This is a genomic window from Paenibacillus hodogayensis, from assembly GCF_039536325.1.
In the GTDB taxonomy this organism is placed as follows: domain Bacteria; phylum Bacillota; class Bacilli; order Paenibacillales; family NBRC-103111; genus Paenibacillus_AB; species Paenibacillus_AB hodogayensis.
Genome location: NZ_BAAAYO010000018.1, coordinates 1 through 25,121 on the forward strand (window position 1 = coordinate 1; position 25,121 = coordinate 25,121).

Below are 25,121 nucleotides of genomic sequence, written 5' to 3' on the forward strand. Positions count from 1 at the left end.
TTCTAGGGAAGTTACCGATCGAATGGATCGTTCGTTTTGATCGCCTGACTCAAAAGTATGTCTCTGATGGGGCTCTTCAAGTTACAATTTCTGGTTAATCAACAGGCCTGACTTTATAGCTTTGTTCTGCAGGTTGTTTCACTTCAGCCATTGTGATTTGCACCTCTACACTCTCCTTACAGGAATTCAAATAAGTATTTAAAAGATAATACAGATATATTATATCTTTAATTAGTTCAAAAAAAAGTTGTTATTATAGTTCAATCAAACAACAAAATACCGACCTTTTCAAGATTACTTAAATCCTCCTATGCAATGTCTAAATTATATAAAACTGCTTTGAAAGATACAATGACTCGATAGAGCTATTGTTGTAGCCGTTATGTAAATCTTTGTTTTTGGTTTCGTTACTACTTAGGTCAGGAGAGAGCCAAAAACTGAAAATCATAGGTACGGAACGTGCCGGAGATTTTATGTTTGACCTTGGCCATGCGAAGAACGCATTCAGCCTGGTTGTTATCGAAGGGGACGTGGTCATCCCGAAGAAAAAGGTCAAGGTGTTGGGAGCCAGAGGGAGGTTGGCTTGTCGTTCCGATCGGACCAGTCGCCAGCTCTGTTGAAGCAGGCGCTTCATTTGCGAGGCTCAGTGATGACGGTATATGGCATATTGCAGTCGTTCATGAAATGCCGGTATAACAGGGCAAGAGGTCGAGCTCATCGAAAGCCTTGCTGCCACGGTGGTCGTGAACCGCTTGAAACGTCCCGTTACTCGTTACTGCCCTTCGGTTTGTTTCATGATAATAAATATCGGTAATAGAAGCGGCGTCGGATTATTGCCCCTGGCAGTACCTCATGAGCCACTTGGCGAATCTCGATTAATGACTCTTTAGGATCTGTAATCCGAACACCGGGATCTCGCATTCCGCCATGAAGTCTGTCCATCACTCGGATTGGGAAAACAAGAAGTCCGGAGATGACAAAATCCATAATTGACTTGTCAGCTGCTAAACCAACAATGAGGAGCCGACCGCCAGGTGCAAGAACTTGGCGCATTTTTAACAGTGCGCTTCTCAATTCAAATATGGTGCAAAGTCGCTACACAGATGACCGTAGAATAACGTTCCTTTTGAGAAGGGATTGGCATGTCGAGGAAGTCACCCGTTACAAGCGACACATTGGACACCCCAGCCAGTCGCGTTTGTGCACTCAAAATAGTTTCCGAGTCAGGGTCAATTCCGACTACTTTTTGAGCGAAAGGCGCGAGCTGTTGGAGGAGTAATCCGTCGCTACACCCAATGTCTAGCACTCGTCCGCCGCGTGTCTTTGCGTCTGCCACTAACTTTTCGTGAAATGCAGTATTGTGATTCCAATATTTCTCGATTTCATACTCCCTCCCGTTTTCTGCCGATCACTGCCTACCTATTAGTTCAATTAATATGATTTCTTTATACGACAAATATTATTTCATAAAATTGGAATTGAGACCACTATCGTCACCTGTTTGTGAAGTCATAGGCAAAACATCTCTAACGGTTAATTTCTAAGAATTTGATCGTCTTGAGTACATTGGTCTTTGGGTCAAAAACGATAAAGACATAAACACCAAATTCTTTCCCTTCTTTGTTTCTTAGCCATAGTCTGAATTTCTCTTCAGAACTATTTGGAGTCAGGTTGATCCGACCAATATGTTTATAATCAATTACTTCGGCATTATCATAACGTTTCTGTGTTTCCTTAACTGCAATGCTTCCCCATTTCGCATAGCCAGGCGCAGCGTTGACAGTAACGGAAAAAGCAAGTGCCAAAGGGATCACGAAATTGAATGTAAATATGCATCTCATTTAATCACCTTCAGGTAATTTTCCCCTTATTCTCCCCTGATGATTCTGAACTATTCTGCATTACTACCCCGTTACTTCAATGAAAAGGAAGAGCTGCATTGCTGTAAGCTTCTCCACTATGGTACCCGTTAGCTCAATATCCCAATATCCCGCAAAAAAATTATGATGACGTTAGTTCCCACTCATGCTGTAAGATGCCAAACACCAAGGAATCTCGCCATCCATCTTTGATTAGTAGTGCATCCCTCAATCTTCCTTCTTGTGTCATACCTACTTTGTTGAGAACTTTAGCAGATCCAATATTTCTAGGGTCACATGTTGCATAAATTCGATGGAGATGAAGTTCTTTAAAGCCGAAGTTTACTAATAAATTTGCAACTTCCGTCGCGATACCTTTCCCCCAATAATCAGGATGCACTATATAGTGCTATCTCACCATTTTTGTTTGGCTCTCCTCAGCAATTGACGCCTGTGGGCATTGTCTCAAGTCACCGGCACTGGACAGAATCGCAGCAATCCATCATACCGAGGCGCTCCTTTTTTGACATAGTCCATTTCGTTAGAACTAACAGGAATGGTTAGCGTAACAAAGTTTTCATTAAATCCTTAGAAGTTGAGGTGTACCCTATGTCGGTTTCATACATTCTCAAGAAGACAAATCTTAACCATCCACCTTCAGGATTGTCTGAATCCAATGTATCAGGAAATTCAAATGAATTAGTACAATCCCTCAACATAATAACTCGATAATTATTATGTCGAGCGCCAATGCAGGTATGAAATAAACAGGATTTGATATGGAATCCTGCTGCAATAATCGTATCGATATTCCATGTTTTCAGATAATAATCAAGCATTGTCCCGTTAAAGCCATCTTTATGCGATTTAGGAATAACAGCTTCGGATTCTAACGGCTGAATTGTTTGATTGAATACAGGGACTAATGGTTTCCAGCTATTTTCTAAATAGTCTAGTCCGTGGATTCGTGTGGTAACATCTTTAGGACCACCAACTTCGTGAATCGCATTGTATAAATAAACAACTTTCATGCCTACATCTCTTGCAGTAATTAGTGCTTTATGTATTTGATTCTCTACAATTTTATTATCCGCAGAGGACTCATCACAATCAACTAGTAGTAAAGCTGTGTTCGCTGTAACAATATTAATCCTTAAATTCGGATCAGCATTGTACTTTTTCACAGGTAACATGAATGGACTATTAAGAGAATCGATGCTCATACAAAAACCTCCTACAATTATTGTCCAGCACTAACATCTAAATGATAGCACTTCGAGCTTTACAGAAGTGCGGCAAGAATACTTATTGTTAAACTAACCCATTACTTCAATGAAGTACAAAGAGCAACGTAAAAGCGACTCCTCTAGCAAACGTTCCTGAGCGGAGGGCCCGAACAGATCGGAGACCTTTGATGCGCTCAACATCCTCCGACTTAAGGGCTTGTTGAGCGCCGAAGAAAAAGATTGGCAACGTGCCCCTATCTGCTGCGGGCTGGTTAGCTATACATTTCTGTTCGTTAATTCGGAATTGGATGGATCCTGATGTCTAAAAACGGGATACCATATATCTGTGTACATAGTTATGGATGCCGATATTTTCATTATTTATCACTTGTAATGAACGGAAAAACGGACATTGCGGAAAACACATCATTCTTGTTGTCCCTATTCGGTTAACCATGCAACTTGGTGTGCTACGCAACCCGGACAAGAAGTTATATCCATAAAACAATAAAACCGCATTGTACGCGGGCCAATATGGATATATTCTTGTCTTCTACAGCATTGCTGACTAAAAAAGGTATTTTGGTGTAGCATTACGCTAACTCACACAGCAATATCGAGTGTTGAATTTTTTTCAAACATAGTTGGCGGCGGTACTTTCGCAATTTCGCCAGATTTTCTTGATCAGGCGCAGCTCGCCCAACGACATCACCACCTTTTGCCTGCCCTCCTATAATTTCGTTAGTATTGAAAGAAATAGTTTCAACGCTTATAAAAAAGCCTGCGCTGTTTCATAAAAAGAGCCCTCCCGCAATTCCACATGGAAAGCGGGAGGGTTCGCACCAAGAAAGCTATGGTTTGGCCATGCTGTAAAATTTGACGTCGTCAACGTAAACATCGACCGGCTCGTTGCTAGAGATAAGGACGATCAATCGCGCTTGCCGGACCTGCTTTCCGCTGATGGTCTGCGGAATTTCTCCATCCAGTCGCGCTTCCAACCATTGAGATTCCGCATCCGCAAGAGAAGTGACCGGGGAGCGCACCGTGCTGAAGTTGATCCATTCGCCCTGTTCGTCAAGAAGATCGAAGCCCCATTGGATACTGCCGGCTGTGTTTCCGAACTGCGGAATGTGGTAACGGAAGCTCATGCTTGCCAGCCCGGGCTCCACGGCGATTACCTGGCTTGGTCCGCCCCATCCTTTTCCGTACACCTGCATGCTCACTGTACCGGTAAAGGCCGTCCCTTCCGCCCGCCGAATGGAGCGGGACGACGTGGAACGCGACAGCAGCTCCCACGGCGGCGCCGCCTCATCACCGTCTTCGAAGGACGGATTCTGCACCGCGGACGGGCGTGACAATGCCTGAAGCATAAGCGCGGCATACTGTCTCCCCTCGGGTGAAGGATGCATTGCGGCCAGCTCTGACGCCCGAAGCCGCACCGGCCCGCCAGCAGCCTCCCGGTCCTTCATGTAATCGACAAGGGCCCAAAACTCCGGCGCGTTCCAACCGGACCAGATGAGTTGGTTGAATCTTCTCGCATCCATAAGCTGCAGAAGGGCAGGATTCGACTTGTAATCGTCCAGCAGCGTGAACCGCTTCCCGGCCATCTCGATCCGCTGCCCGAACAGATCGACCGAATGCTCCAGAAGGGCAAGCGCCGAAGCCGTCTCGGCCGGTCGCTCTACGATCCGCGGATAGCTCAAAGCGGACGCTTCATAATACTCGAAAGCACGAAGGAGCAGATTGGCCCTTGCCTTTTGCGGCTCCGTTTCCGCTGCGGCGACAACCGCTTCCAGCCATTCGCGGCTAAGCGATAGGTCTTCCTCGGTTACCGCATTCAAATAACCAGGGTCGGCGAAGTTTTGATAAATCGTGCCGGGCAAAAACCATGGCTCGAGAATGGCGCGTTCCGTCCAAAACATTTCCCAATGCTCGTAGTATTGCTTCAGATACGTCGCCGCCGTCACGCCGACCGCCCGCGTATACCATTCCTGCAGCAGTGCGTCGACGTCTTGTTCGGGATCCCAGAGCAGCTTGGACGCCGCCCATGCTTTCGGCCCCTCGCCCCAATTCGGGTACAGCTCGGCATAGTACGATCCAATCCCCCGTTCCTGCGCATGCCGGAGCGTTTTCGCCATCTGGTGCGGGTAGACGCGCGGTACAAGATAAGGGCTGCCGTAAATGTAATCGTAGTAGCCGATTTGACTGGCTACTTGCAGCCAGCTTTCTTCATCCGCGTAGCCCAAAGTCTCGGCTTCCGGGTCGGCCCAAGCCATCCGGTCCTTGGTAAGGAAAGGAATGACATGCGGGTTTAGCGGAAACGACGGCGGCCGGATCACCGACTGATAGGCGAGAAGACCGAACCATTTGTCCGGGTAGACGGCCAATACGCGCTCCACAACCCGATTGACCCAATTATAGTAAACCGGAATCGGATTGCTTTCGCAGTAACCGTTTCCGTCGTTAATGCCGAGCGAGTACGACTGCGCGTCCGGATTGTCCCGAAAATATGCCAAAATTTCTTCGACGGCCGCATCCACCGTATCTGGATTCGAGAAGCACGGCTGCCATCCAGAGATCGAATTCGCTGCAGGCGGCTGCCCATTCGGATAAAACTCCGGGTGCGTCGCCCCGAACTTGGACACTGAAAACAGATTGTACATATTGTGATGAAAGTTGACCGGCGCGTTGTAGGACCCTTGCAGCCGGTTTCGCTGCGCCCATATGTGCAGCTGCTGGTTCGCATCCGCACCGTTGTCAGGCTTCCCATGCAGCGGACTAAATACCCGGAATCCGAAGGCCGGTTGTTCTCGCAAGATTCCCCTTCCCGCCGACAAGTCGCTCAATTGCGGTATATCCTCGCCGTCAGGTCCCGGCATCAGCCAGCGAATATCGGCATACCGTTCCAAAAAGTCGTACACGCCGTTCGTCGTTCCCCAGACGGTGGAACCGGCGATCGTAATCGTTTGGCCTTCCGGGTAGATGACGAACCCGTCCCCGTCCAAGGTGGAGAGCAGCGCATCGAGCGCTGGCGCGTTTCCGTAAACACTTTCCGTCGTGCCGATGCGAATCATGACTTGTTCCGGCTCGCCGCCCCCGCCAGTGCTGTATTCCGGCTCCGTCATGATTGGCAACAGCGCTCCTGTCGATTTCCGCACGTAGTCGACCAACGTTTCAGCGGGCCCCCTCCTGACCGAAGTTTGCGGTTCGAAGCCCGGATTGGCCAGCGGCACGTCGTTCCCGGAGAGCGCTCGCATCTTGATATCGTCGAAATGTACGCTTGCCTGCGGGATGCCGGTATAAAGTCCCGCAGCCGCATAAGCGGCCTGTGCAGGGGCTGTACCCGTAACGGACGCCTCGGTCCAGAAGGCGCCGGTACCCGGCACTCGGAGCCAAGGCTGGCTGCCGATGCGCACCTTGTTTTGGTCGTAAAACCGGATAAAGATTTGCGGATCGTCGCCTGACGCGCGATACACCATCGCAGAGACGGTGTAGGTTTCGCCTTCGCTGATCTCAACAAGATCGCTCAGCACCCCGTAGGCAGAGCTATCGCCATCGTTGAAGTGCAGGCTGTAATTGCCCGTATGGCTGACGGCATCCGTAACGGCAATGTTTCCTTTCCCGTACGCTTGCGTCCATCCGGGAATAACGCCCTGTACCGGGCCGGCGGCTGGTTCCTTAGGATAAACCGTATCGTCGACCACAACGACTGCATTCGCCTGTCCGGCTCGCACGATGTCCAGCGCGGACGCTCCTTGGTTCGCCGGCGGGAAGGCCGCTGTGCTCCGTTCAAGCGCCGGTGGATACGGCTGTGCTCCTCCGCTATTCGTCATCGTTCGCTCCCTCAAATTCGAAATTGTTTCGTCTCTATTCATACGCCCATCCTTTCCTGCGATGTAGGAGAACTCGCCTTCCGCCGGGCGACTGCTCCCGTAAACGGTATCGCTTGCCGTGAAATTGCCGAACGGCAATCCCATTGCCAATACAGTCCATATAAGCAGCTTTGCCCACATTCGGCGGGTATTCCGGTTGCCAACATTCATGCGGACTCCCCCCTCTCCCTTACCGGTTATTGGTTTTTCAATTCCACGATCTTTTTGTCCGCCTGCTCCTCCGCTTCCCGGAGCGCTGTATTCGTATCCTTCCGGCCGCCGACGACATCGTTGAACGCATTGATCAGCTCAGCCCTTGCCGCAATGTAGTACTTGTCCTTCACATTCATTTCGCCGTAGTTGGGCGGAATAAGCGCCTTGGCGTACTTTCCTTTCAGCTCAGGAATGCCGCTGCCCAGCAAATCAATATAGTCGACGTTTTGCAGCGGCGGCGTAAATCCGTTTTTTACGAGCTCCCGCTGGACGTCGTCGGAGACGAGTTGGGTGATCGCCGCAAACGCTTCTTCCCGGTGCTTGCTGCCGGCGGCGATCAGATAATAGCGCGTGCTGGGCTGCGGCCCTTCTTTCGGCGCGTTTTTGAAGACAGGAAACGGTGAGATGTCCCAGTTCAAATCCCATTTCTCGCTGGCTGCCCGAACGCCGGCATCATTGATGCCGAGCAAGATCGCCGCCCGCTTTTCCTTCAGGAATAAATCTCTCGACTTGCTCAGGCTCGTTAGCAACGCCGGGTCGGAAACGTCCTGGAGCATGGTGAAAAGCGGTACGGTCCGATCGAATTTTTGTTTCCAGTACTCGCTGTTCAAAGTGGCCTTTACGTTTTTCGCATCCACATATTGGGGCGCCCGCTCGTTCATGTCGAGCAGAGCGATAATATCTGCGGCAAAGCCGTAATATTGCACACCGCCGTCGGCACGGGTAAGCTTTTTCGCCGTTTCCAAAATATTTTCCCATGTCATCTTGTCGTTCAAATAAGGCACGCCGAACTTGTCGAACAAGTCCTTGTTGTAGTACAGCGTGTACGAGCTCACTCGGCCGGGTAGCCCGAGCACCCTGCCGCTGGTCAACTGCTTCATCATATCGATCGTGACCGGGATAAACCGGTTGAGGTCGTAGTTGTGCTTCTTGATCAGATCGGAAATATCCGAATCGAGCCCCACGTCGATGACCTGCTGCAGGTCGGGAGATGAAATGATAATATCGATCGGCGTTTTTGCCGTGACGACATCCCGTAACGTGGTCCCCGTCCCCGGCAGCATGAAGTTGAACTTGAAATTCGGATACTTCTTCTGGATGTACTGTCCCTCCGAGCTCATGAATCCTTCGTAATTGCCGCCCAGCAACGAGTATACGGTCAGCTCCACCTCTTTGTTCGGATCAACCGCCTCCACCGTTTTTCCGGCATCGCCGGGCCGGACTGGCTCTCCTGCTGCTCCCCCATCGCCTCCTTCTTTGCCGCAAGCGGACAACAGCAACAATGCCGACATCGCCGTCGCACCAAGCCATCTTCTTTTCGTCCCGCTCATTTCTGACTTTCCCCTCTCAACTGCTTATTTGTAGAAACAGGCGGATACGCAACGGAAATGACAACGCTTTCACCTGCCCACAGCTTCAATTATAACGGTCTGCATTTTTCGCCAACAAGAAATCCTCATGACTTCAGACTGCATTTTCGTTACTTGTGACGCAGCGGCGCCCCGCTATACCGAATAGACCAACGAAGGGCATAAAAATACCGTTTCGTACCCAAAAGTTATGAAAATACTATAGGATCCAGGTCATGACGTTCCTATTGTCCGGTATTCGTTAGCTATCACAAGACGTCAAACACTGTGAGATAAGCCGCGAGGGCGTCGAATCGGAGCAGTCCAGGCAGACGATCGGAGTCATCTGCTGCCGAGGCGACTTCTTCGCCGCAGCACCGCAAAAATGTGCTAAAATGATTAGAAAACTTCATGCTGGATCGGCTTCCGTCTTCTTCCGGCATATCAGAGGAGGCATTCCTGTGAGAAGCTCCCGCGCGTCCGTGGTCGTACTGACCTCGACCGGATTGCACGTCCGTATCGAACCGATAGCGTCGCATACGTTTCACGTTCGGATGAATCAGACGGGCTGTTTCGAGGAACCCTCTGCGCTTGCCCGCCTTGGAATTGTCGCCCCCTCGCCTGCATCGGATTGCTGGGAAATGAAAATGCGTGAGGAAGTCATGGAGTTGATTACGGAATCGGCGTCTCTTCGAGTGGACCGGCGTTCCGGAGAACTGTCGCTGTACGGCTCAGCCGGAACGCTGCTCACCCGGCAAAATCGCCCGCCTCGCTCCGGCTGCGGGACGTCGGCAGGTCCCTGCGGCACTTCTGCCGGAGCTTCCGACGATGGCTTCGAAACGCAGTTTGTGCTTGCCGCGGAAGAACGCATATACGGGTTGGGCGACCAACACGATACTCCGCTGATGAAACGGGGCTGCAAAATCGCGATTTGCTTTCGTAGCGGCAAGGAGGTACATGCCCCCGTTCCGCTGCTCCTGTCGAGCGAAGGCTGGGGGCTGCTGATGGATAACGACCGCAGACATGAATTCGATGTCGGTTGCTCCTCGCCGGATGTGGTGCGGATTCGCGGAAGGCGCGGGGAGTTGGCGTTTTACCTGTTCGCAGGCGGCAGCCTTGCCGAACTGCTGCAGAAGTACACGGAGCTGACCGGCCCAGCGGCCCTGCTCCCCGTCTGGGCTTACGGACTTTCTTTCAACTGTAACCAACAGGCGGAGGCGCGGGACATGCTTGAGGACGCGCTGAAATTTCGGCGGGAAGGCATACCGTGCGACATGATCGGGCTGGAACCAACTTGGATGGACCGGCAGTTCGATTACGACGGGCCCGTTGATTGGCATCCCGACCGTTTCTACATTCCACAGTGGCTGCCGAAAGGTGCTCATACGTTCATGGGCGCTTTGGGCACGGCCGGGTTCAAACTGACCCTCGGTCTGTATTTGCGGGACGATGGCGAAGCGGGGAAGCAACTGCATTTACCGGAGGATTGGTACGAGTATTTGAAGCCGTTTGTCGCACAAGGAGTGCTGGGCTTCAATCTGTGCACCCATATACCGATCAGGGAGATGGCGAACATTCCAGTTGCTGCGGACGACCGTTCCGAGGACGCGGAAAGCTTGCCGCATTCAACCGTGGTCAGCCGTTCCGTCCGGGAAGGCTTCGCCACACAGACCGGACGGCGGCCGATGATCTATACGCCTGTCGGATATACCGGCATTCAGAAATATGCCGCCGTCTGGTCGGGCGGGAGGTCTAAGGCACATTTGTCCGTGCTCGGGCTCGGACTCTCCGGCATCCCGCACATGGCCGTCGATATGGAGCTGCACACCGCCGCCGGTATCCACTGCGGCTTTTTCCAGCCTTGGTCGAAGGTGAACAGCTGGGCGTATTGGCGGCATCCCCTTCTACTCGACCCGGAGCTGCTGCTCCTGTTCAAAACGTATGCCAGGCTCCGCTACCAGCTGCTGCCGTACATTTATTCCGCGGCCCACGTCGCTGTACGTACCGGACTGCCGATCGCTAGGGCGATGCCGCTCGTCTTTCCCGACGATCCGCACGCCGTCGTGCAGCAAAATCAATACATGTTCGGGGACGCCCTCCTGGTCGCAGCGTTCACGGATCAGGTGTATTTGCCAGCCGGGGAATGGTACGACTATTGGACCGGAGAGAAGTTCACCGGCCCTGCAGATATCTCGTATCACGTCCCCAGGCATGCCGGCGGCCCGCTCTTCGTTCGCGCCGGCGCGATCGTGCCGATGTGGCCGGACATGGAGTATGCAAACCAGCGGCCGGCCGACCGGCTGGAACTACACGTCTACCCGGGCGGCATGGGCGAATTTACGCTGTATGAGGATGACGGGACGACGTTCGGCTACCAGCACGGGGAGTTAGCCGTGACGAGCATCGCCAGCCGGTACGAACGGCGCGTCTTCGCTGTCGAGCTCGGGCCTCGCGTTGGCCGCTATCCCGATATGCCGGAAAGTCGGACATGGGAGGTTGTCGTTCATGCGCTCGACAAGCCGGCGGCCGTCAAGGTGGACGGCAAGCAATGGCGCGAGACAAACGGCTCCTTCAAGAAACCGCCCCCGGCTTCCTGGTCATACCACAGAAAAACCGGTACACTTCGGCTGCTTGTCCCCGACGTCTTCGAACGACAGGATTCGATCGGGCTCGAAATTTCCCTCTCTGGCGGCCGCGGACGGATGTCCGAACAGCAGCGGTCACAGTCCAGACCAAACGTCGTCCAGCGCACGGTGGGCGAACTGGAGAAAGACATCGAGGTCGGGCTAGAGACGGGGAATACGGCCAAGACGTTGTCCGCGCTTGAGCGCTGGTGGTCCCTTCGGACGGCCGAAGCCGGCTCGGTCGAAGACGTGCGCGAGCATTGGCTTGCCATGAACGGCCTGCTCGTCAGGACCGCCGAACGGAAAGGACGGACGCTTCACGAGATCGCCGGAGGCGACCCTCTGCTCCGTTCCCGGTTTCAACCGACCGACAGCGCTGAGGACGCCTACAAGTCGCTCACTCAAATCGCGACGCGCATCATCGAATACGGCAAGAAGCAAGGCGATACATATGGCATTATCCGTCAGGCGACGGACATCATTATGAGCGAAATCGACCGCGAACTGTTGCTGTATGCGATCGCCGACCGGCTCCATCTCAACTCCTCCTACTTGAGCCGCATATTCAAGCAGGAAATTGGCCTCTCTTTCTCCGACTATGTACTTGAAAAAAAGATGGGGCGCGCCAAAGAGCTTCTGCTGGCCGGTTCGACCGTCGCCACTGCCGCGGATCAGACCGGCTTCAAGGACGCCAGCTACTTCAACCGTGTTTTCCGTAAATATTGGGGCGTTACCCCAGGGGGAATGAGGTCATGAAAACAGAAATAGCCGCTGGCTCAGTCGGCGGCTTCCCCTGCCCTTCTCGAAGCTTTTCTCCCCTTGGTGGCCCCGGCTGTCTGGCCCTCTCCGCTTTTGTCGTATGCGGCCAAAATCAGCATAGCCGTTGAAGCCGTCGTTTCAATCCTCACTTTACTCCTTGTTTTATTTTGACTCGGCCCTTCTCAACTGTTCATATTGTGAACTGGCGCGCTATTCGCAAGATTTTGTATTCCAAGGCTACCGAACTGTACTTTGATTGCCTCTCGACACTATTAAACCCGATCTGACACATTCGTACGACAAGGTCATGAGAATACCATTACATGTCATCAGACTTGCTTATGCCGAGCCGTCTTCCAAGCTACCATGAATAAGAAATCACTAACCACCTTGGGGGAATTCAGTATGATGCGTGAAAGAAAAGCCGACATCGTCATTGTAGGCGGAAGCCTGGGCGGCTGTGCCGCCGCACTTGCCGCTGCGAGGGAAGGAAAAACGGTCGTTATGACGGAAGAAACGGAATGGATCGGAGGGCAACTGACCAGTCAGGCAGTCCCCCCCGACGAGCACAGCTGGATCGAAACGTTCGGAAGCACAGCCAGCTATCGTCGATTTCGCCGCGGGGTGCGCAGCTATTATCAGCATCACGTTCCGCTGACTCCCGAGGCGGCGGCGATCCCCAATCTGAATCCGGGTAATGCAAAAGTTAGCCGAATCAGCCACGACCCGCGCGTCGCCCTCGCCGTTTTGCTGGAGATGCTGGCTCCATATACGCTCGCCGGCCGGGTGGTCGTTATGACCCGATGCTGTCCCGATTCTGCCGAGACGGACGGCGACCGCATCCGTTCGGTAACGGTTCGTCATATGCAGACGGGCACCCGGACGTTATTGTCCGCGCCTTATTTTCTCGATGCGACCGACTGCGGGGATTTGCTGCCGTTAACCGGTACGGAGTACATCACCGGAGCAGAGTCGCAAGCAGAGACGAACGAACGGCACGCTGTGGAAGGCCCTGCCGATCCGCAGGATATGCAGGCCATTACGCATTGCTTCGTCGTCGACTATCTCGAAGGGGAGACGCACACGATCGACAAGCCGAACGATTACGCGTTTTGGCGTTCGTTCCGTCCCGATTTCTGGCCCGATCAATTGCTCAGTCTCTCGGGTGTCCGGCCGTCCACATTGGAACCGGTGCGCTACGATCTGTTTCCGGGCGCGCAGGGACTGTCGTTCTGGGAAGGCTTCTCCCTTGTCTCCTACCGGCGTCTGGCAGACAAAACCAACTTCGCTGCCGGCACGTTTTCCGGCGACGTTACGGTCGTCAACTGGCCGCAAAACGATTACTTTCTCGGCTCGATCATCGATGTCGACGAAGCGGAAAAAGCCCGCAACCTGCAGCGGGCCAAAGAACTCAGCTTGTCTCTGCTCTACTGGCTGCAGAAGGAAGCTCCTCGTCCGGACGGAGGATGCGGCTACCCCGGATTCCGTTTGCGCGGAGATGTATTCGGCACCGAGGACGGGTTGGCGCCGTTCCCGTACATCCGCGAGTCGCGCCGTATCAAAGCGGAATTCACAGTGCTGGAGCAGCACATCAACCCGCTGGACCGGCCGGACGGGCGCGCCGAGACTTTCGTCGATTCCGTCGGGATCGGACATTACAGTATAGACCTTCATCCGAGCACAGGGAACCGCCATTATATCCACCTGACCGCTCTGCCTTTCCAAATCCCGCTCGGAAGCCTGATTCCAGTCCGAATGGACAATTTGTTGCCGGCCTGTAAAAATATCGGGACAACGCACATAACGAACGGTTGCTACCGCTTGCATCCGGTAGAATGGAACATCGGCGAAGCAGCTGGCGCCCTGGCCTCTTTCTGCCTGGATCGCGGTGAAACGCCGCGTGCCGTCCGGAACAACTCCGCGCTGCTTGAGGAGTTTCAGAACGTCCTAAGGTCGCATGGAGCGGAGCTTGCCTGGCCGGAGCATATCGTATCCGGCTGAGTGTCCAGAGCTATCGCGTTAAGACAAGAGTGATACATGGCGGCCGCCCGCGTTGCTGTTATGTAAAGCGGTTGCATACACAAGAATAGGAGGAGCACCTTATGGAGCTCGTCACACGTTATTACGATACCGACATTGTATTAAAGCGTGCAGTGGATATCGCACGGCCGGAAACTATCGATCGGCGCACAGCCCTCTTCTATATCCATGGCGGCGGTTGGCATGCCGGTGCAAGAGATTCTTTTCATTCGCATCTTCAGCATTTTTCCCGCAAAGGGTATGTTTGCGCGTCAGCAGGCTACCGCCTTTCACCAGGCGCCAAGATGGCTGACCAAATGCGTGACCTTGTTGCCGGTTATGAGACTTTTCTTGCCTACATCCGCGAAACCGGGCTGAATATCGACCATGTCGTCGTACTTGGAAGCTCGGCCGGCGCACACCTAGCCTCCCTATTGGCGCTCACATCTCCAAGCGAGTGGACAGGGGGAACGAATCCTCAAAACTGGCTAAAGCCGTCCGCGTGTGTGTCCATTAACGGGCCTGGCACGTTGGAGCAATGGGAGCCTATGCATGAGGGGATTAAACAAGATATTGAACTTGCGGCTGGCACGGTTTACGGTCAAAACCCCTCGTTGTTCCGGCAATTGTCTCCGATCGCTCGAGTCGACGCGAATGCATCCGATTTTTTGTTTCTGATCGTAGGCAAGGAGCAGTTTTTTCCCCACTCGTTCATTTATGAGATGAGTGACAAGCTGAAAGGGTACGGCAAGCGCTCCGAAGTGAGGCTTTTTCCGGATGCGGAGCATGGCTTTTTCTACGGAGTGAACAATCCGCAACAACGAGAAGCACTCACCGTGCTGGAGCCGTTTCTTGCCTCTTACGTATAGTCGGATTCCGTAGATGACTGCACGTCTGGTGTAGGATGCGGGTACAGGCTGCTACAGTTGCATCAGGGGCGTATAAAATTGTAGTTGATTATACAAACGGGTACGTTAGTTCAATGAAACAGCGATAGTCTAGGTCTTTATTATCTCGTCCTTGACAGTCGCTGTTTCAATCTTTAAGGTCAGTCTAAAACTTGTTTTATGGAGTCTGGCGGTATGACAATTCGAAGCCGTCGGTTGTTCACGGCAGCCTCGTCGGTCGTTGAGCTCTCGTATTTGTATGGGTCGTCTACGAGTGACTATTATTCTTGGCAGGCGGGTTCGAAAGATTAGACGATATTACGCCTGGCTTCCCAACGGAGCGAAGAAGAACTCCAAGTAACCGAAAGATGATTTCCGCTCGAATCCCCATATGAAATCTCCTCTGCCTTTTTCAACGATCCCTCTTTCCACACTCATCGGATAATAAATCAATTGGCAGATTTTCGTCTCAATAAATAGTTTCCGTTTCCTTTAATGCGTCTTTGGAAGCGAAACATAAAAATTTCCCTTTCCACCAAACCGTTATTTGCGGACCGGCATATACAAAAGGCATTCCATTTTCAAAGACAGACTTTTCATATCCAGATCCTGCACCGACCTCAGCCTATACTTTGAAATCTACTAATTTAAAGAGTCTAAATGCTAAATCAATTTTTCGCTCATTTACCCTATGTCGTCAAATACTCGAACTGAATCGGAATCTCGTACCCCGTTCCGATGGGAAACGACGAATCGTAAGCGGCCATGTCTCGACTGATCAACAAGTCCGTGGCCGTACTCAACATGCCAGTGATGCCCTGATTCAGATCACGATCCACATAGGCGGCAAAGATCCGCCCACTGACAGGTTGGGGAAGTCCCGTGAGCTTCACCTTCGCGTCTCCGCTGCCGGTAACATCAAAGGAAACTTTCCCGATCAAACGGACCGTTTGACCGACTTTGGCCAAAATAAGGTTCACTTGCGCATTGGCCAACGAAGCCGTACCCGACCAAGTTACCAGACGGGCGGCATCCCGAATCGGAAATCGCTCGGCATCCAATTTTCCAAGATCGAATCCGATCGAAGCTTTGGCGAACGTATACTGTCCGTTCTTCAGCTCTTCCCGGTTATCGATGAAGCTCGCTTTGGTCAAAGTGACATTCCGGCCGCTGTCCAGAAAATATACCGGGTTCGTAGGGATATTCGTTATCCAGACGCAACTATTGTTCATAATGACGAGATGGTTGATCGAGGCGTCAACACAAGCAAAAGCCACTCTGACCATCGTTGCAACATTTCCTATGATCTCGATACATCCGTTCGTTGCCGTCAAGTAATGAATGTTGACGAAGTACGCGGGGTGATAATTATAAATGCTGGGCGATCCGCCAACAGAAGCTTTGCTGGTGAAACCGCTGTCATAGGTGTTGTTCAAAATACGAACATCCGTCCCAAACGAAATCAGAATGACCTGCTGCATTCTGCCGACGAACGTGTTGTTGCGAATCGTGATGCCTCCTCCTCTCGTAAAAATACCGGAAGTAACGTGCGTGATGAAATTGCCGTCGAACACGATGTGTTCGGCCGGACCATGCGTGCCGAATCCCGAAGCCTGCAGAAAGTTATCCGTCCCGTCGCTTGCCTTACCGCCGCCTGAGACGATGCACCGTTCCACCAAGCCGTACCGGGTCGGAATCACTCCTGAGAAATCGATCCCGCGCCTATTATTGTAAAACGTGCTCTCCCGGATTATCGTTCCGAAAGAGTGTTGGTCCTGAATGCCGTAGCCCAAGCCGACCGCGTTGGACCCTTCTACATGGCAGTGCGTAAAAAGTGCATCGTAGCATCTGCCGGTGGAAATGCCGACCACTGAGGCGTTGTGCACGCTGACGCGGTTGAAGTGCGACCGATATGTTGCGTTTAGGTATATGCCTCCTGTATTGGTATTTACAGGGTATTCCACGGTCATGTTGTCGATTCGTACGGTAATCGGATCGTACCCCGTGACCGTTACGGTTTCCTGCGCGATATCGTAGCTGTCCCATGTCTGGGTTCTCAGCACCAGATCATTCCCCGATATGTGGGTCACCATGTGCGTCTCGCCCTTGCATAACGTCCCGCGATTGTCGTAATACCACAATTTGCTCGATTGCATCATCACAATCTGTCCGGGTGCGAAACCGGCCGAGGAGGTCACCGTGATCTTTTCCTTATTCATCTGCGTTGTCGCCGCAAGCGTGGTTGTTGCAACCGTCGATCCATGAAACGAGAAGGCGACGAATCCCGATGAGGGCAAAATCTTGAACGGTTCGCAGCCGTTTGCGACCAGCGAGACGTCCTGATTAACATTGATGGTCGATGTAATGCAATAGGCGGAACCTGAACGAAACACGACCGGCTTCCCGGATGCGGCACTAATGGCGGCCGCAATCGCCGCGGTGTCGTCGGTTGTCCCGTCACCCTTGGCGCCGAACCAAGCTGCCATCAACGCTTCGCCGTAAATGCGTTTGAATCTGGCCCCGGTTCCGGAAACCAGCACCGTTCCCGTATTGTCCGCAGCAGAACCATCCGTTGGGTCGTAATAGAAAAGCCCTTCCTGTCCTAAATCTTTGACAAAGTACACGATAGAAGCATCGGGAGCGGTTACGGCTCTCAGACTCGCAATCGTGGTCACTTCGCAGCACCCCTTGTCCTCCCCATCCGGCGAACCATAGACAGATTCCGTAATTGACAAACTTTGTCCGTTTACGTACTTCGCCTGCCCGTTAATCAGGCTGCCTGCAGCCCACGCTGCTCCCGCGATGCCCAACGAAGCCAACAATTTTCTTCGGCCCGTCGAGTATTCGTGCTGCGGCAGCCGTTCAGACTGACCGTCCTCTTTTCCGACCATATGGTTGTTGCTCATGTTCGTCACCTCCGACAATGTATATTCAAAATTGCCTTCTCTGGATCGGCGATCTTCCGCTCGCTTTGGCTTCCATCTCCTGTATTCTCTTGTTGGCCGCTCCTTCTTCAGGTCGCATAGTCTGCAAACATCTCTGTCACCTCCTGCCCAGAATCGATACACATATTATTTGGACTTTGCGTTCTCCAACTCCAGTTCCTTCTTCAGCTTTTCGTCGACTTCGCGAAGCGCCGTGTTAATATCTTTTTTGCCTTGCGCCACCTCGATCATGGCGTTGCCGACCAGATTTTGCTGCGCTGTTCCCTGAACGGTAATCTGCCCTTGCTTGCGCTTCGGCGTATAGTTGGCAGGCTTGTAGAAGTTGATCGCATTCATGTTTTTCTTGCTGTACACCGGGTCGGACTGCCCGAGCACCTTCGCTATTTCGGGATTGTTCAGCGTCGTAGGAATGCCGCGCTTCGAATCGGCTAACTGCGACTCGTCGGACAGCATCGCCATGATCATTTCGAACGCCTCGTCCTTGTGCTTGCTCGTATTCGTAATCGACCAGTACGCGGGTCCGCGCTGCGGCATCAGATTCGGGCCGTCCTTGAATTTCGGATAAGAGACGAGGTCCCAGTTCACTTCCGGCGGAATGACGAGATAAATGTTATGCTGGTTCGTCATGAGCGCCACGTTGCCTTTGCTGAACGCCTTGTCCTCGTCGCCTATCGTTTTCTCGATCGTATTGTTCGGGATTTGGTAGAAACGGAGCAGGTTCTGGAACAGTGTGCTCCATTTGCCGGAATCCGCCAGTCCGTCCGCGTTCGGATCGAGGATTGGCAGCGAAAGGACGTTGTCGCGCAGCGAGTTGATCGGGTTCGCGCTGAAGCCGCGATATAGCGTTCCGCCATCGATCCGAGTCATCTTCTTCGCCAGTTCGTATATTTCGTCCCACGTCATCCCGTCCTTCGGATACTCGACCCCGAACTTGTCGAATAAGTCCTTGTTGTAGTACGTCGCCTGCGGGAAGTACGGCGGCACTGGCAAGCCATACAGGGCGGCCGTTCCGCCGGCATCGACAATTTCGTCGATAAACACCTTGTTAAAGCGGCTCGTGTCGTACTTGTATTTTTTGACGAGCTCGGACATGTCGTATTGAATCTTGTAGTCCAAGTAGTCTTTTTGCAAGGAAGGCACGTCGGTGCGGATAATGTCGGGAATTTTTTTAGACGCAACCAGATCGGCAATCGTCTGCCCTTTGCCGCTTGTAATGTACTCGATCGTAACGTGCGGAAATTTCGCCTTCAGCGTGTCTCTGAAACGTTCGTTGAATTCCTTCTCCGATACCCCTGCCGTAAAAATGACCATCGTATACGGGTCTTTCGACTTCTCCTCTTCCTTCGCACCCGTATCTCCGCTGGCCGAGCCGCCATCTTGGCCGCTGCAAGCGGTAACGAGCAAAAATAATGTAAGCGATGCCACTCCTGCTTTTACCTTCATCGCTCTCGCTCCCTTTTTTAATCCAACCTTTGATTTCGCTTCGGCCTACGTCGCCGCAATTTCCGGCCATTTCAATTCAATCCCGGCCTGTTCGAGACGTTTCTGGAAATCTTTCAGCGCTGCCTCCCGGTTTCGAACGTCGCGAGGTTGGATTTGTTTATCCAGGCAATAGCATGCCAAATATCCCGCAGCTTCGCCGATATTCCATTCCACGGGATGCAGACGGTAGCAACCGTTTGTAATATGAGTAACGCCGAGATTTTTGCATGCGGGCAGCAAATTGTTCATCCGAACCGGAATGAGGGAACCGAGCGGAATTTGAAACGGCAAGCAGGAAATATCGATATAATGCCGGTTGCCGGTGCTTGGATGGAGATCGATTCGGTAATACCCTACGCCCACGGAATCAGGGAATGGCTCCGCACGTCCGTCCATTCTCGCTTCCGGGCAAATATGCTGCTCCAGTACGGTGAATTCGGCTTTAATGCGTCTCGATTCGCGAATATACGGATACATGGCGAGTCCATCCTCTGTACCGACCACATCCCTGCGAAGTCTCAAGCCGGGATAACCGGCTTTTCCGTCGGGGCGGGGCGCTTCGGTCTGCATCCAATAGAGGAGAGACAAGCTTAATTGCTTGGCGCTTTCCAGATGCCGGTTTCGTTCCTCCTCCGATACGTCGATAATCGGACCGAGCCAGTAGTCGTTTTGTTGCCAATTGACAATGGTGATGTCGCTGTGGAACGTTCCGTCCCTAAAATTCGTCATGTCAATGATTCGCCGGTAGCGCCATAAATCCGCCGTTTGACTGAACAGGCCGAATTCTCGGGGCTGAAGCGTTCGGGGAGAAACGCCCGTCCAATCCAGCAGCTTGCCGGGCCAAAAATCGGCTTGATACGATCGCCAGAAATCGTAGTCTCTCGGCCGTTCAATCGTATGGTCCGCTCCCTCGCAATAATCGAGGGCAAACACGTAAGTGAACGCTTGCATGTCCATCGGCAGCGAGTCGCCGTCCACGGCGTGCGGCTCGCCGGTCTCGCTTTTGGACTCCGCTCCCGTCGTGTACTCCGTCCCGGTCATGGGCAGCAGGTCTCCGCATTCGGTTGCATCCAGGAAAAAGGAAGCGGTTATGATCTCCTCGCGCCCTGTCTCCAGATTTCGCACGGTAACCGAATGTACTGTATCCCCGGCCGCTTCGGCCTGAAGCGGCACCCGGCGCATGAGCAGCGTCACCTTGCCGCTGTGCACATAAGGAGCCAGCATCTCCTGGAGCACGGCCAGCGCGGTGCGGGGCTCGTGGCAAAGTCGGCTCACCCCTCCGTTTCCCGGATTCAGATGCGGCTTGCGAAAAGCTTCCTCAGTCAAAGGAAAATGTCGACGATAATAGTTTCGAACCTCTTCACGAAAGCTCCTGTAGCTGCGGGTGCAGCCAAATTGTTCGATCCATCGGTGCTCGTCGGGCGGAACCGCCTGGCTCGTTAACTGACCGCCGATCCATGCCGTTTCTTCCGTCAAAACCACCGATTTGCCCGATTCAGCCGCCGCGAGCGCGGCCGCGCAACCGCCGAGCCCTCCTCCGATAATCGCAATATCGGCATGAATTTCCTGTTGTGTGCCAATCGCCGCCCCTGTCACTACCATTACGTATGACTCCTCCGTTTCTGCGGTCTGTTCCGCCGGCGCGTGATCTGAGCACGTTGCCCTTTTTCAAGCCGCCCTTCGTTTTTGGACATTCGGACACAACCCTTTTCGTAAAATAGCCTTGCACCTGAATCACAAAGGCTTTAAAAAAATTATAGAGCCCGGCCCTGCTTGTCGTATTCAAAAAAATTGACCGGATACCCCCGCTAAATTGATCGTTTCTGGCGTACGGCTGGCAGACGGCTCAAAGCTTGCCAAAGTGTGCTATTCTCATTTTTTGGGAATTGCCTTATAATAAAATGGAAAAGAAGCGGGAACCGATCAGTCTGGAGAGGGAGGTTTTTCTATGGAACTGAACGAGAGCTTGCTGAAAGCGCCGCCTATTTTAAATACGAATGTTGAAAACGGTTTCAAATCTTATCCGGTTTATGCCCGCAAAGACCTCCTCCGCGCGCACAACTACTATCTGCATACGCAGCCCGGCATCGAAATCAATCTGACACTGGAAGGAAAAGCGGCCTATGTCATCGGAGACCAAGTGCGCATGCAGTATCCCGGACAGCTGCTTGTATTTTCTGGAAAAGTGCCCCATCAAGTGTATATCGATCCCTCTTGCCAATATAAACGAACCGTGGTCTGCTTTGACGAATCCGGCATGCGTGAAGCCGGTTTCCGCTCGGCGCCGAGTCTGGAATTGCTCCATTTGCCGGAGCTGGCGTACCATCAAGTCCATTTGGAGCCGGAGATGTTTGCCGAAATCAAACAGCTCTCATCCCGTCTAACGGATGAAATCCAGGAGAAGCATACCGGCTGGAAGCAGGTCGTAAGCTCCCAGCTCAGCATTTTGGTCGTGTATATTCGTCGGAGTATGGAAGCTTCGGCGAAAAGCGGCAATTCGGATCTTGTGTCGCTTTGCTGCGATTATATCGGTAACCATTTGCCGGACAATCTTTCGTTGAAATCTATGGCCAGCATGTTCCATGTCAGTCCGGAGCACTTAATCCGGCTGTTCAAACGCGAAAAAGAGATAACTTTTTACCAATTTGTGCTGCAGCAGCGCGTTTCGGAAAGCAAACGGATGCTTCTGAATAGTCCCGATATGACGTTGACGGATATCGCCTATGCCGTCGGTTTTCCGTCAGCCGCGCAATTTTCCCGGGTTTTTAGAGCTTCGACTGGGATGCTTCCCAGCCAATTTCGCAATCGAATGGCGAAAAGCTAGAGTTGATTGCACAGATCGAAATAAAGCCAACCCAGCCATGTGTCTGCCGACAATCTTGTCTTCCGTCGAATGTCACAAGGTTCTTGTCATCGCCCATTGTCAAGAACCTTGTGACATAAAACAAAAAAACTGCGATTTACGCAGCTTGTAATGTAACATTGTTTGTGACTCCCGACAATACAAGGAAAGCAAACTTTGATTACTAGTGGCGGGACATTGAAAAAATGGGATCAGGTTCATGTCTATTCCATCGTTGATCAGGGTCTTGAAAATAACAGGAGAAAATACATGTTTGTCGAACTATAGATAGTATGCATAAATGGGAATTTACATACGGAGGACTTTCCATGATTGTACGTACGAAGCTTCATATTCCCCATGTGCGGCGCGATCTAGTAGCTCGGCCAAGGCTGATTCATATGCTTAATGAGGGAATGAAAGTCAAGCTGACTCACATTTCAGCGCAAGCCGGTTACGGGAAAACAACAGCGTTAAGCGAATGGGCGAAGCAATGCGGCGCGCTTGTGGCTTGGATTTCGCTGGATATACGGGATAACGATTATATTCAATTTTGGAGTGGTGTAACTGCTTCTATTCAAGAGACGATCCCCAGCTTTGGCGCGGTGGTCTGCTCTTTTCTTGAGAAAGGGCTTTGGGCGTCTTTAGAGCATGCGATTCCTGCGCTACTGAATGACCTGGATCGACTAACCAGCGAGCTGGCAATCGTTCTTGATGATTATCACTTCATCGAGAATCCTGATATTCATCATTCTTTGACCTATTTTCTTGAGCGGCTGCCCTCTCACATTCATCTATATATGGCGAGCCGCGCCGAATTGGCGATACCAACTGCCAGACTTATGGCTAAGGGTGATTGTAATCAAATCACGATGCAGGATTTGCGCTTCCTGCTGGATGAGGGGCACGTCTTTTTTCAGGACACGACGGATTTAGGGTTAACGTCAGAGCAAGTGGCGGAGCTACACCATCAGACCGAGGGCTGGATCAGCGGGCTGGAGCTGGCGGCGATCTCTCTGAAGCACAGCGCTAATATTGCCGAGTCCATTCATCAATTTAACGGCCGACAGCATCATATATCCGATTATTTGCTGGAAGAAGTGTTTCGCCATCAATCGGAGGATATGCGCTCGTTTCTAATGGCTACGTCAATTCTAAGCCGAATGAATCAATCCCTGTGCCAGGCCGTAACAGGTCAAATGGACAGTCAACATTACCTGGAACGATTAACGCAGCTGAATTTGTTTATCATTCCTTTAGACGATCAGAGGAACTGGTATCGCTATCATCATTTGTTTTCGGACTTTTTACAGCGTATGGGTTCCAGAACGAATCCGGACAAATGGGTACAAGCGCATAGGGACGCGGCGTGCTGGTTGGAAGGTTATGGATTGGACGAAGATGCGATGGAGCATTTTTTAGCTGGCAAACACTATGCGGACGCTGTTCGGTTGATCGAGAAAAATCTTCATGTGTTGGTGCAATCGCACAGTATGGCGTTGATCAGATGGGTCTCCGCTTTGCCGGAAAATTCTTTTGCCGAGAAGCCCATGGTTGAACTGTTTTATATATCCGTATTGATGGGAGTCCGGAACTGGGAAGCGGCTCTTCTAAGAATAGAACAGGCTCAACCCCGATTTCAAGCACTGAAAGTCAGACTGACCGATGTAGAATGGAACCAGGCTATGGGCAATCTTTACTTCTTCAGCGCAGTCGCCTCTTATATGCAGAAAGACTTGGTCAAAACCTCTGAATACTACGAGCTGGTTGAACAATATATGCCGGAAGGCAGCTTCTTTCAAACGATGCGACGCCACCAATATCATGGCTATGATCATTTTGTGGATTTCTTGGCGTATATCAACGATCTTCATGCGGCGGATGCTTTTTTATCCCGATGGGCTATTGCTTTGGGGAAAAAGACAAATTATCCTTTTGCGGGCCTATTTCTCGCCGCTTACAGCAAATTACTGTACGAGTGGAATCGGTTGGAAGAGGCTGAGTTGTACGCCAGTCAGGCACTTGGACGAAAGGATACACAGCCCTATGTTCGGATTTCATTCAAGTCGCCACTAGCGCATCTTGGATTCAGCAAGTCCTCGGGAAACCAAACCGGGCTTCAGAGCTGCTCGCGGAATTGAAGTCGCAGTTCGACTCCCCGGATTATCAATTATTTAAGTTAAAAATCGAAGCGGAGCAAGCTTGTCTGGCCCTACGCCAAGGCGCAGTCGAAGATGCGCTGGTTTGGCTGCAAGGATGCGGTTTGTCATATACGGATGAAGTTTCTCTCCATCATGTTCTGGAGTATTTCGCTGTGGCCAGAGTGCTTGCAGCAAGCGGACAATTGGAAGAAGCTCTGATCTTACTGGACCGCCTGAATCAGATATTGCACAAGGAAGACCGTCTCCGGGATCGAATCAAGGTGCTCATTGTGCAAAGTGTGACACTTCAGCGCTTGGGCAGAACGACGGGTGCTCTGACTCAGTTGGAGACCGCTTTGCAATTGGCGGAACCCCACGGATATATCCGAAGCTTTGTAGATGAAGGCGCGATAATGACCGAGCTGCTGTCTGCTTATTTGAAAACAAGGAGAGCGAATTCTGCAAAAGGTACGTCCTCGGTTGATTTGGCCTATGTGAGGCAGCTGCTTCAAGCTTTGCAAGCCAGCCCGAAACAGTTGATCGCGATTAAAGCGCTACTGACTGAGCAGGAAATAAAGATTTTACAATTGATCGCGGATGGACTACCTAACAAGGGTATTGCCCTTCAACTGAATATCACGAGTGAAACCGTAAAGTCTCATATTAAAAATGTGTACAGAAAGCTTGGTGTCAACACTCGCGTGTTAGCACTGCAGCGTTCCAAAGAATTAGGGATATGAATAAATAAACCGCCGCCACCACAAAAGAGTAAGCGTCAAATCCAGCACACCTAGAAGCCGGGTAGCCGCCGCGCTTTCCCGCAGCGGCATGTCGGTTTCCAGCAATAAAGCCCAAATTCGACATAGGCAATTTTCCCATCTTCAATAGCCGAGTAGTTTTGCG

15 protein-coding genes and 1 pseudogene are annotated in these 25,121 nt (G+C 51.9%); 6 read left to right on the top strand and 10 right to left on the bottom strand.

Annotated features, from left to right (window positions below; translation table 11 throughout):
• Nucleotides 1–440: 440 nt before the first annotated feature.
• From ABD796_RS31410 to ABD796_RS31435, 7 genes and pseudogenes are all read right to left on the bottom strand, one after another.
• Nucleotides 441–551, bottom strand: a pseudogene (locus tag ABD796_RS31410) (IS66 family transposase); the annotation flags it as partial.
• Between the two features lie 524 nt (nt 552–1,075).
• Complete coding sequence (locus ABD796_RS35740; RefSeq protein WP_379119349.1) at nt 1,076–1,336, bottom strand: class I SAM-dependent methyltransferase; 261 nt, start codon at nt 1,334–1,336, stop codon at nt 1,076–1,078.
• Nucleotides 1,337–1,526: 190 nt separating this feature from the next.
• Nucleotides 1,527–1,841 carry a DUF3889 domain-containing protein gene (locus tag ABD796_RS31415; RefSeq protein ID WP_344915939.1) on the bottom strand — a complete coding sequence of 105 codons (315 nt, stop codon included), beginning with the start codon at nt 1,839–1,841 and terminating at the stop codon, nt 1,527–1,529.
• Between the two features lie 160 nt (nt 1,842–2,001).
• Nucleotides 2,002–2,259 carry a GNAT family N-acetyltransferase gene (locus ABD796_RS31420; RefSeq protein ID WP_344915941.1) on the bottom strand — a complete coding sequence of 86 codons (258 nt, stop codon included), beginning with the start codon at nt 2,257–2,259 and terminating at the stop codon, nt 2,002–2,004.
• Between the two features lie 160 nt (nt 2,260–2,419).
• Nucleotides 2,420–3,082, bottom strand: coding sequence for an isochorismatase family protein (locus ABD796_RS31425; protein ID WP_344915944.1), 663 nt, complete (start codon nt 3,080–3,082; stop codon nt 2,420–2,422).
• Nucleotides 3,083–3,936: 854 nt separating this feature from the next.
• Entirely contained in the window at nt 3,937–7,128 is a 3,192-nt protein-coding gene (locus ABD796_RS31430) for a DUF4838 domain-containing protein (protein ID WP_344915946.1), read from the bottom strand.
• Nucleotides 7,129–7,154: 26 nt separating this feature from the next.
• Nucleotides 7,155–8,501 (bottom strand): ABC transporter substrate-binding protein, encoded by a 1,347-nt coding sequence (locus ABD796_RS31435; RefSeq protein ID WP_344915948.1) that lies wholly within the window; start codon nt 8,499–8,501, stop codon nt 7,155–7,157.
• 479 nt (nt 8,502–8,980) lie between these two features.
• On the opposite strand from ABD796_RS31435, the gene ABD796_RS31440 reads away from it, so the two are divergent.
• From ABD796_RS31440 to ABD796_RS31450, 3 genes are all read left to right on the top strand, one after another.
• Complete coding sequence (locus ABD796_RS31440) at nt 8,981–11,899, top strand: helix-turn-helix domain-containing protein (RefSeq protein WP_344915950.1); 2,919 nt, start codon at nt 8,981–8,983, stop codon at nt 11,897–11,899.
• 408 nt (nt 11,900–12,307) lie between these two features.
• Entirely contained in the window at nt 12,308–13,903 is a 1,596-nt protein-coding gene (locus tag ABD796_RS31445; protein ID WP_344915952.1) for an FAD-dependent oxidoreductase, read from the top strand.
• A gap of 101 nt (nt 13,904–14,004) precedes the next feature.
• Nucleotides 14,005–14,790 carry an alpha/beta hydrolase gene (locus ABD796_RS31450; RefSeq protein ID WP_344915955.1) on the top strand — a complete coding sequence of 262 codons (786 nt, stop codon included), beginning with the start codon at nt 14,005–14,007 and terminating at the stop codon, nt 14,788–14,790.
• Between the two features lie 707 nt (nt 14,791–15,497).
• Here ABD796_RS31450 and ABD796_RS31455 read toward each other — a convergent pair.
• From ABD796_RS31455 to ABD796_RS31465, 3 genes are all read right to left on the bottom strand, one after another.
• Entirely contained in the window at nt 15,498–17,714 is a 2,217-nt protein-coding gene (locus ABD796_RS31455; protein WP_344915957.1) for a glycosyl hydrolase family 28-related protein, read from the bottom strand.
• A 165-nt stretch (nt 17,715–17,879) separates the two neighbouring features.
• On the bottom strand, nt 17,880–19,196 hold the full coding sequence (locus tag ABD796_RS31460) for an ABC transporter substrate-binding protein (RefSeq protein ID WP_344915959.1): 1,317 nt from the start codon (nt 19,194–19,196) through the stop codon (nt 17,880–17,882).
• Nucleotides 19,197–19,241: 45 nt separating this feature from the next.
• Complete coding sequence (locus ABD796_RS31465; protein WP_344915962.1) at nt 19,242–20,837, bottom strand: FAD-dependent oxidoreductase; 1,596 nt, start codon at nt 20,835–20,837, stop codon at nt 19,242–19,244.
• Between the two features lie 346 nt (nt 20,838–21,183).
• Here ABD796_RS31465 and ABD796_RS31470 point away from each other — a divergent pair, with 346 nt between their 5' ends.
• From ABD796_RS31470 to ABD796_RS31480, 3 genes are all read left to right on the top strand, one after another.
• Nucleotides 21,184–22,059: a helix-turn-helix domain-containing protein gene (locus ABD796_RS31470; protein ID WP_344915964.1), complete on the top strand. Its 876-nt coding sequence runs from the start codon at nt 21,184–21,186 to the stop codon at nt 22,057–22,059.
• 347 nt (nt 22,060–22,406) lie between these two features.
• Nucleotides 22,407–24,218, top strand: a complete 1,812-nt coding sequence (locus ABD796_RS31475) for a winged helix-turn-helix domain-containing protein (RefSeq protein ID WP_344915966.1) — start codon at nt 22,407–22,409, stop codon at nt 24,216–24,218.
• Complete coding sequence (locus ABD796_RS31480) at nt 24,215–24,958, top strand: LuxR C-terminal-related transcriptional regulator (protein ID WP_344915968.1); 744 nt, start codon at nt 24,215–24,217, stop codon at nt 24,956–24,958. The genes ABD796_RS31475 and ABD796_RS31480 overlap by 4 nt, the downstream gene beginning before the upstream one ends.
• Nucleotides 24,959–25,121: the final 163 nt, after the last annotated feature.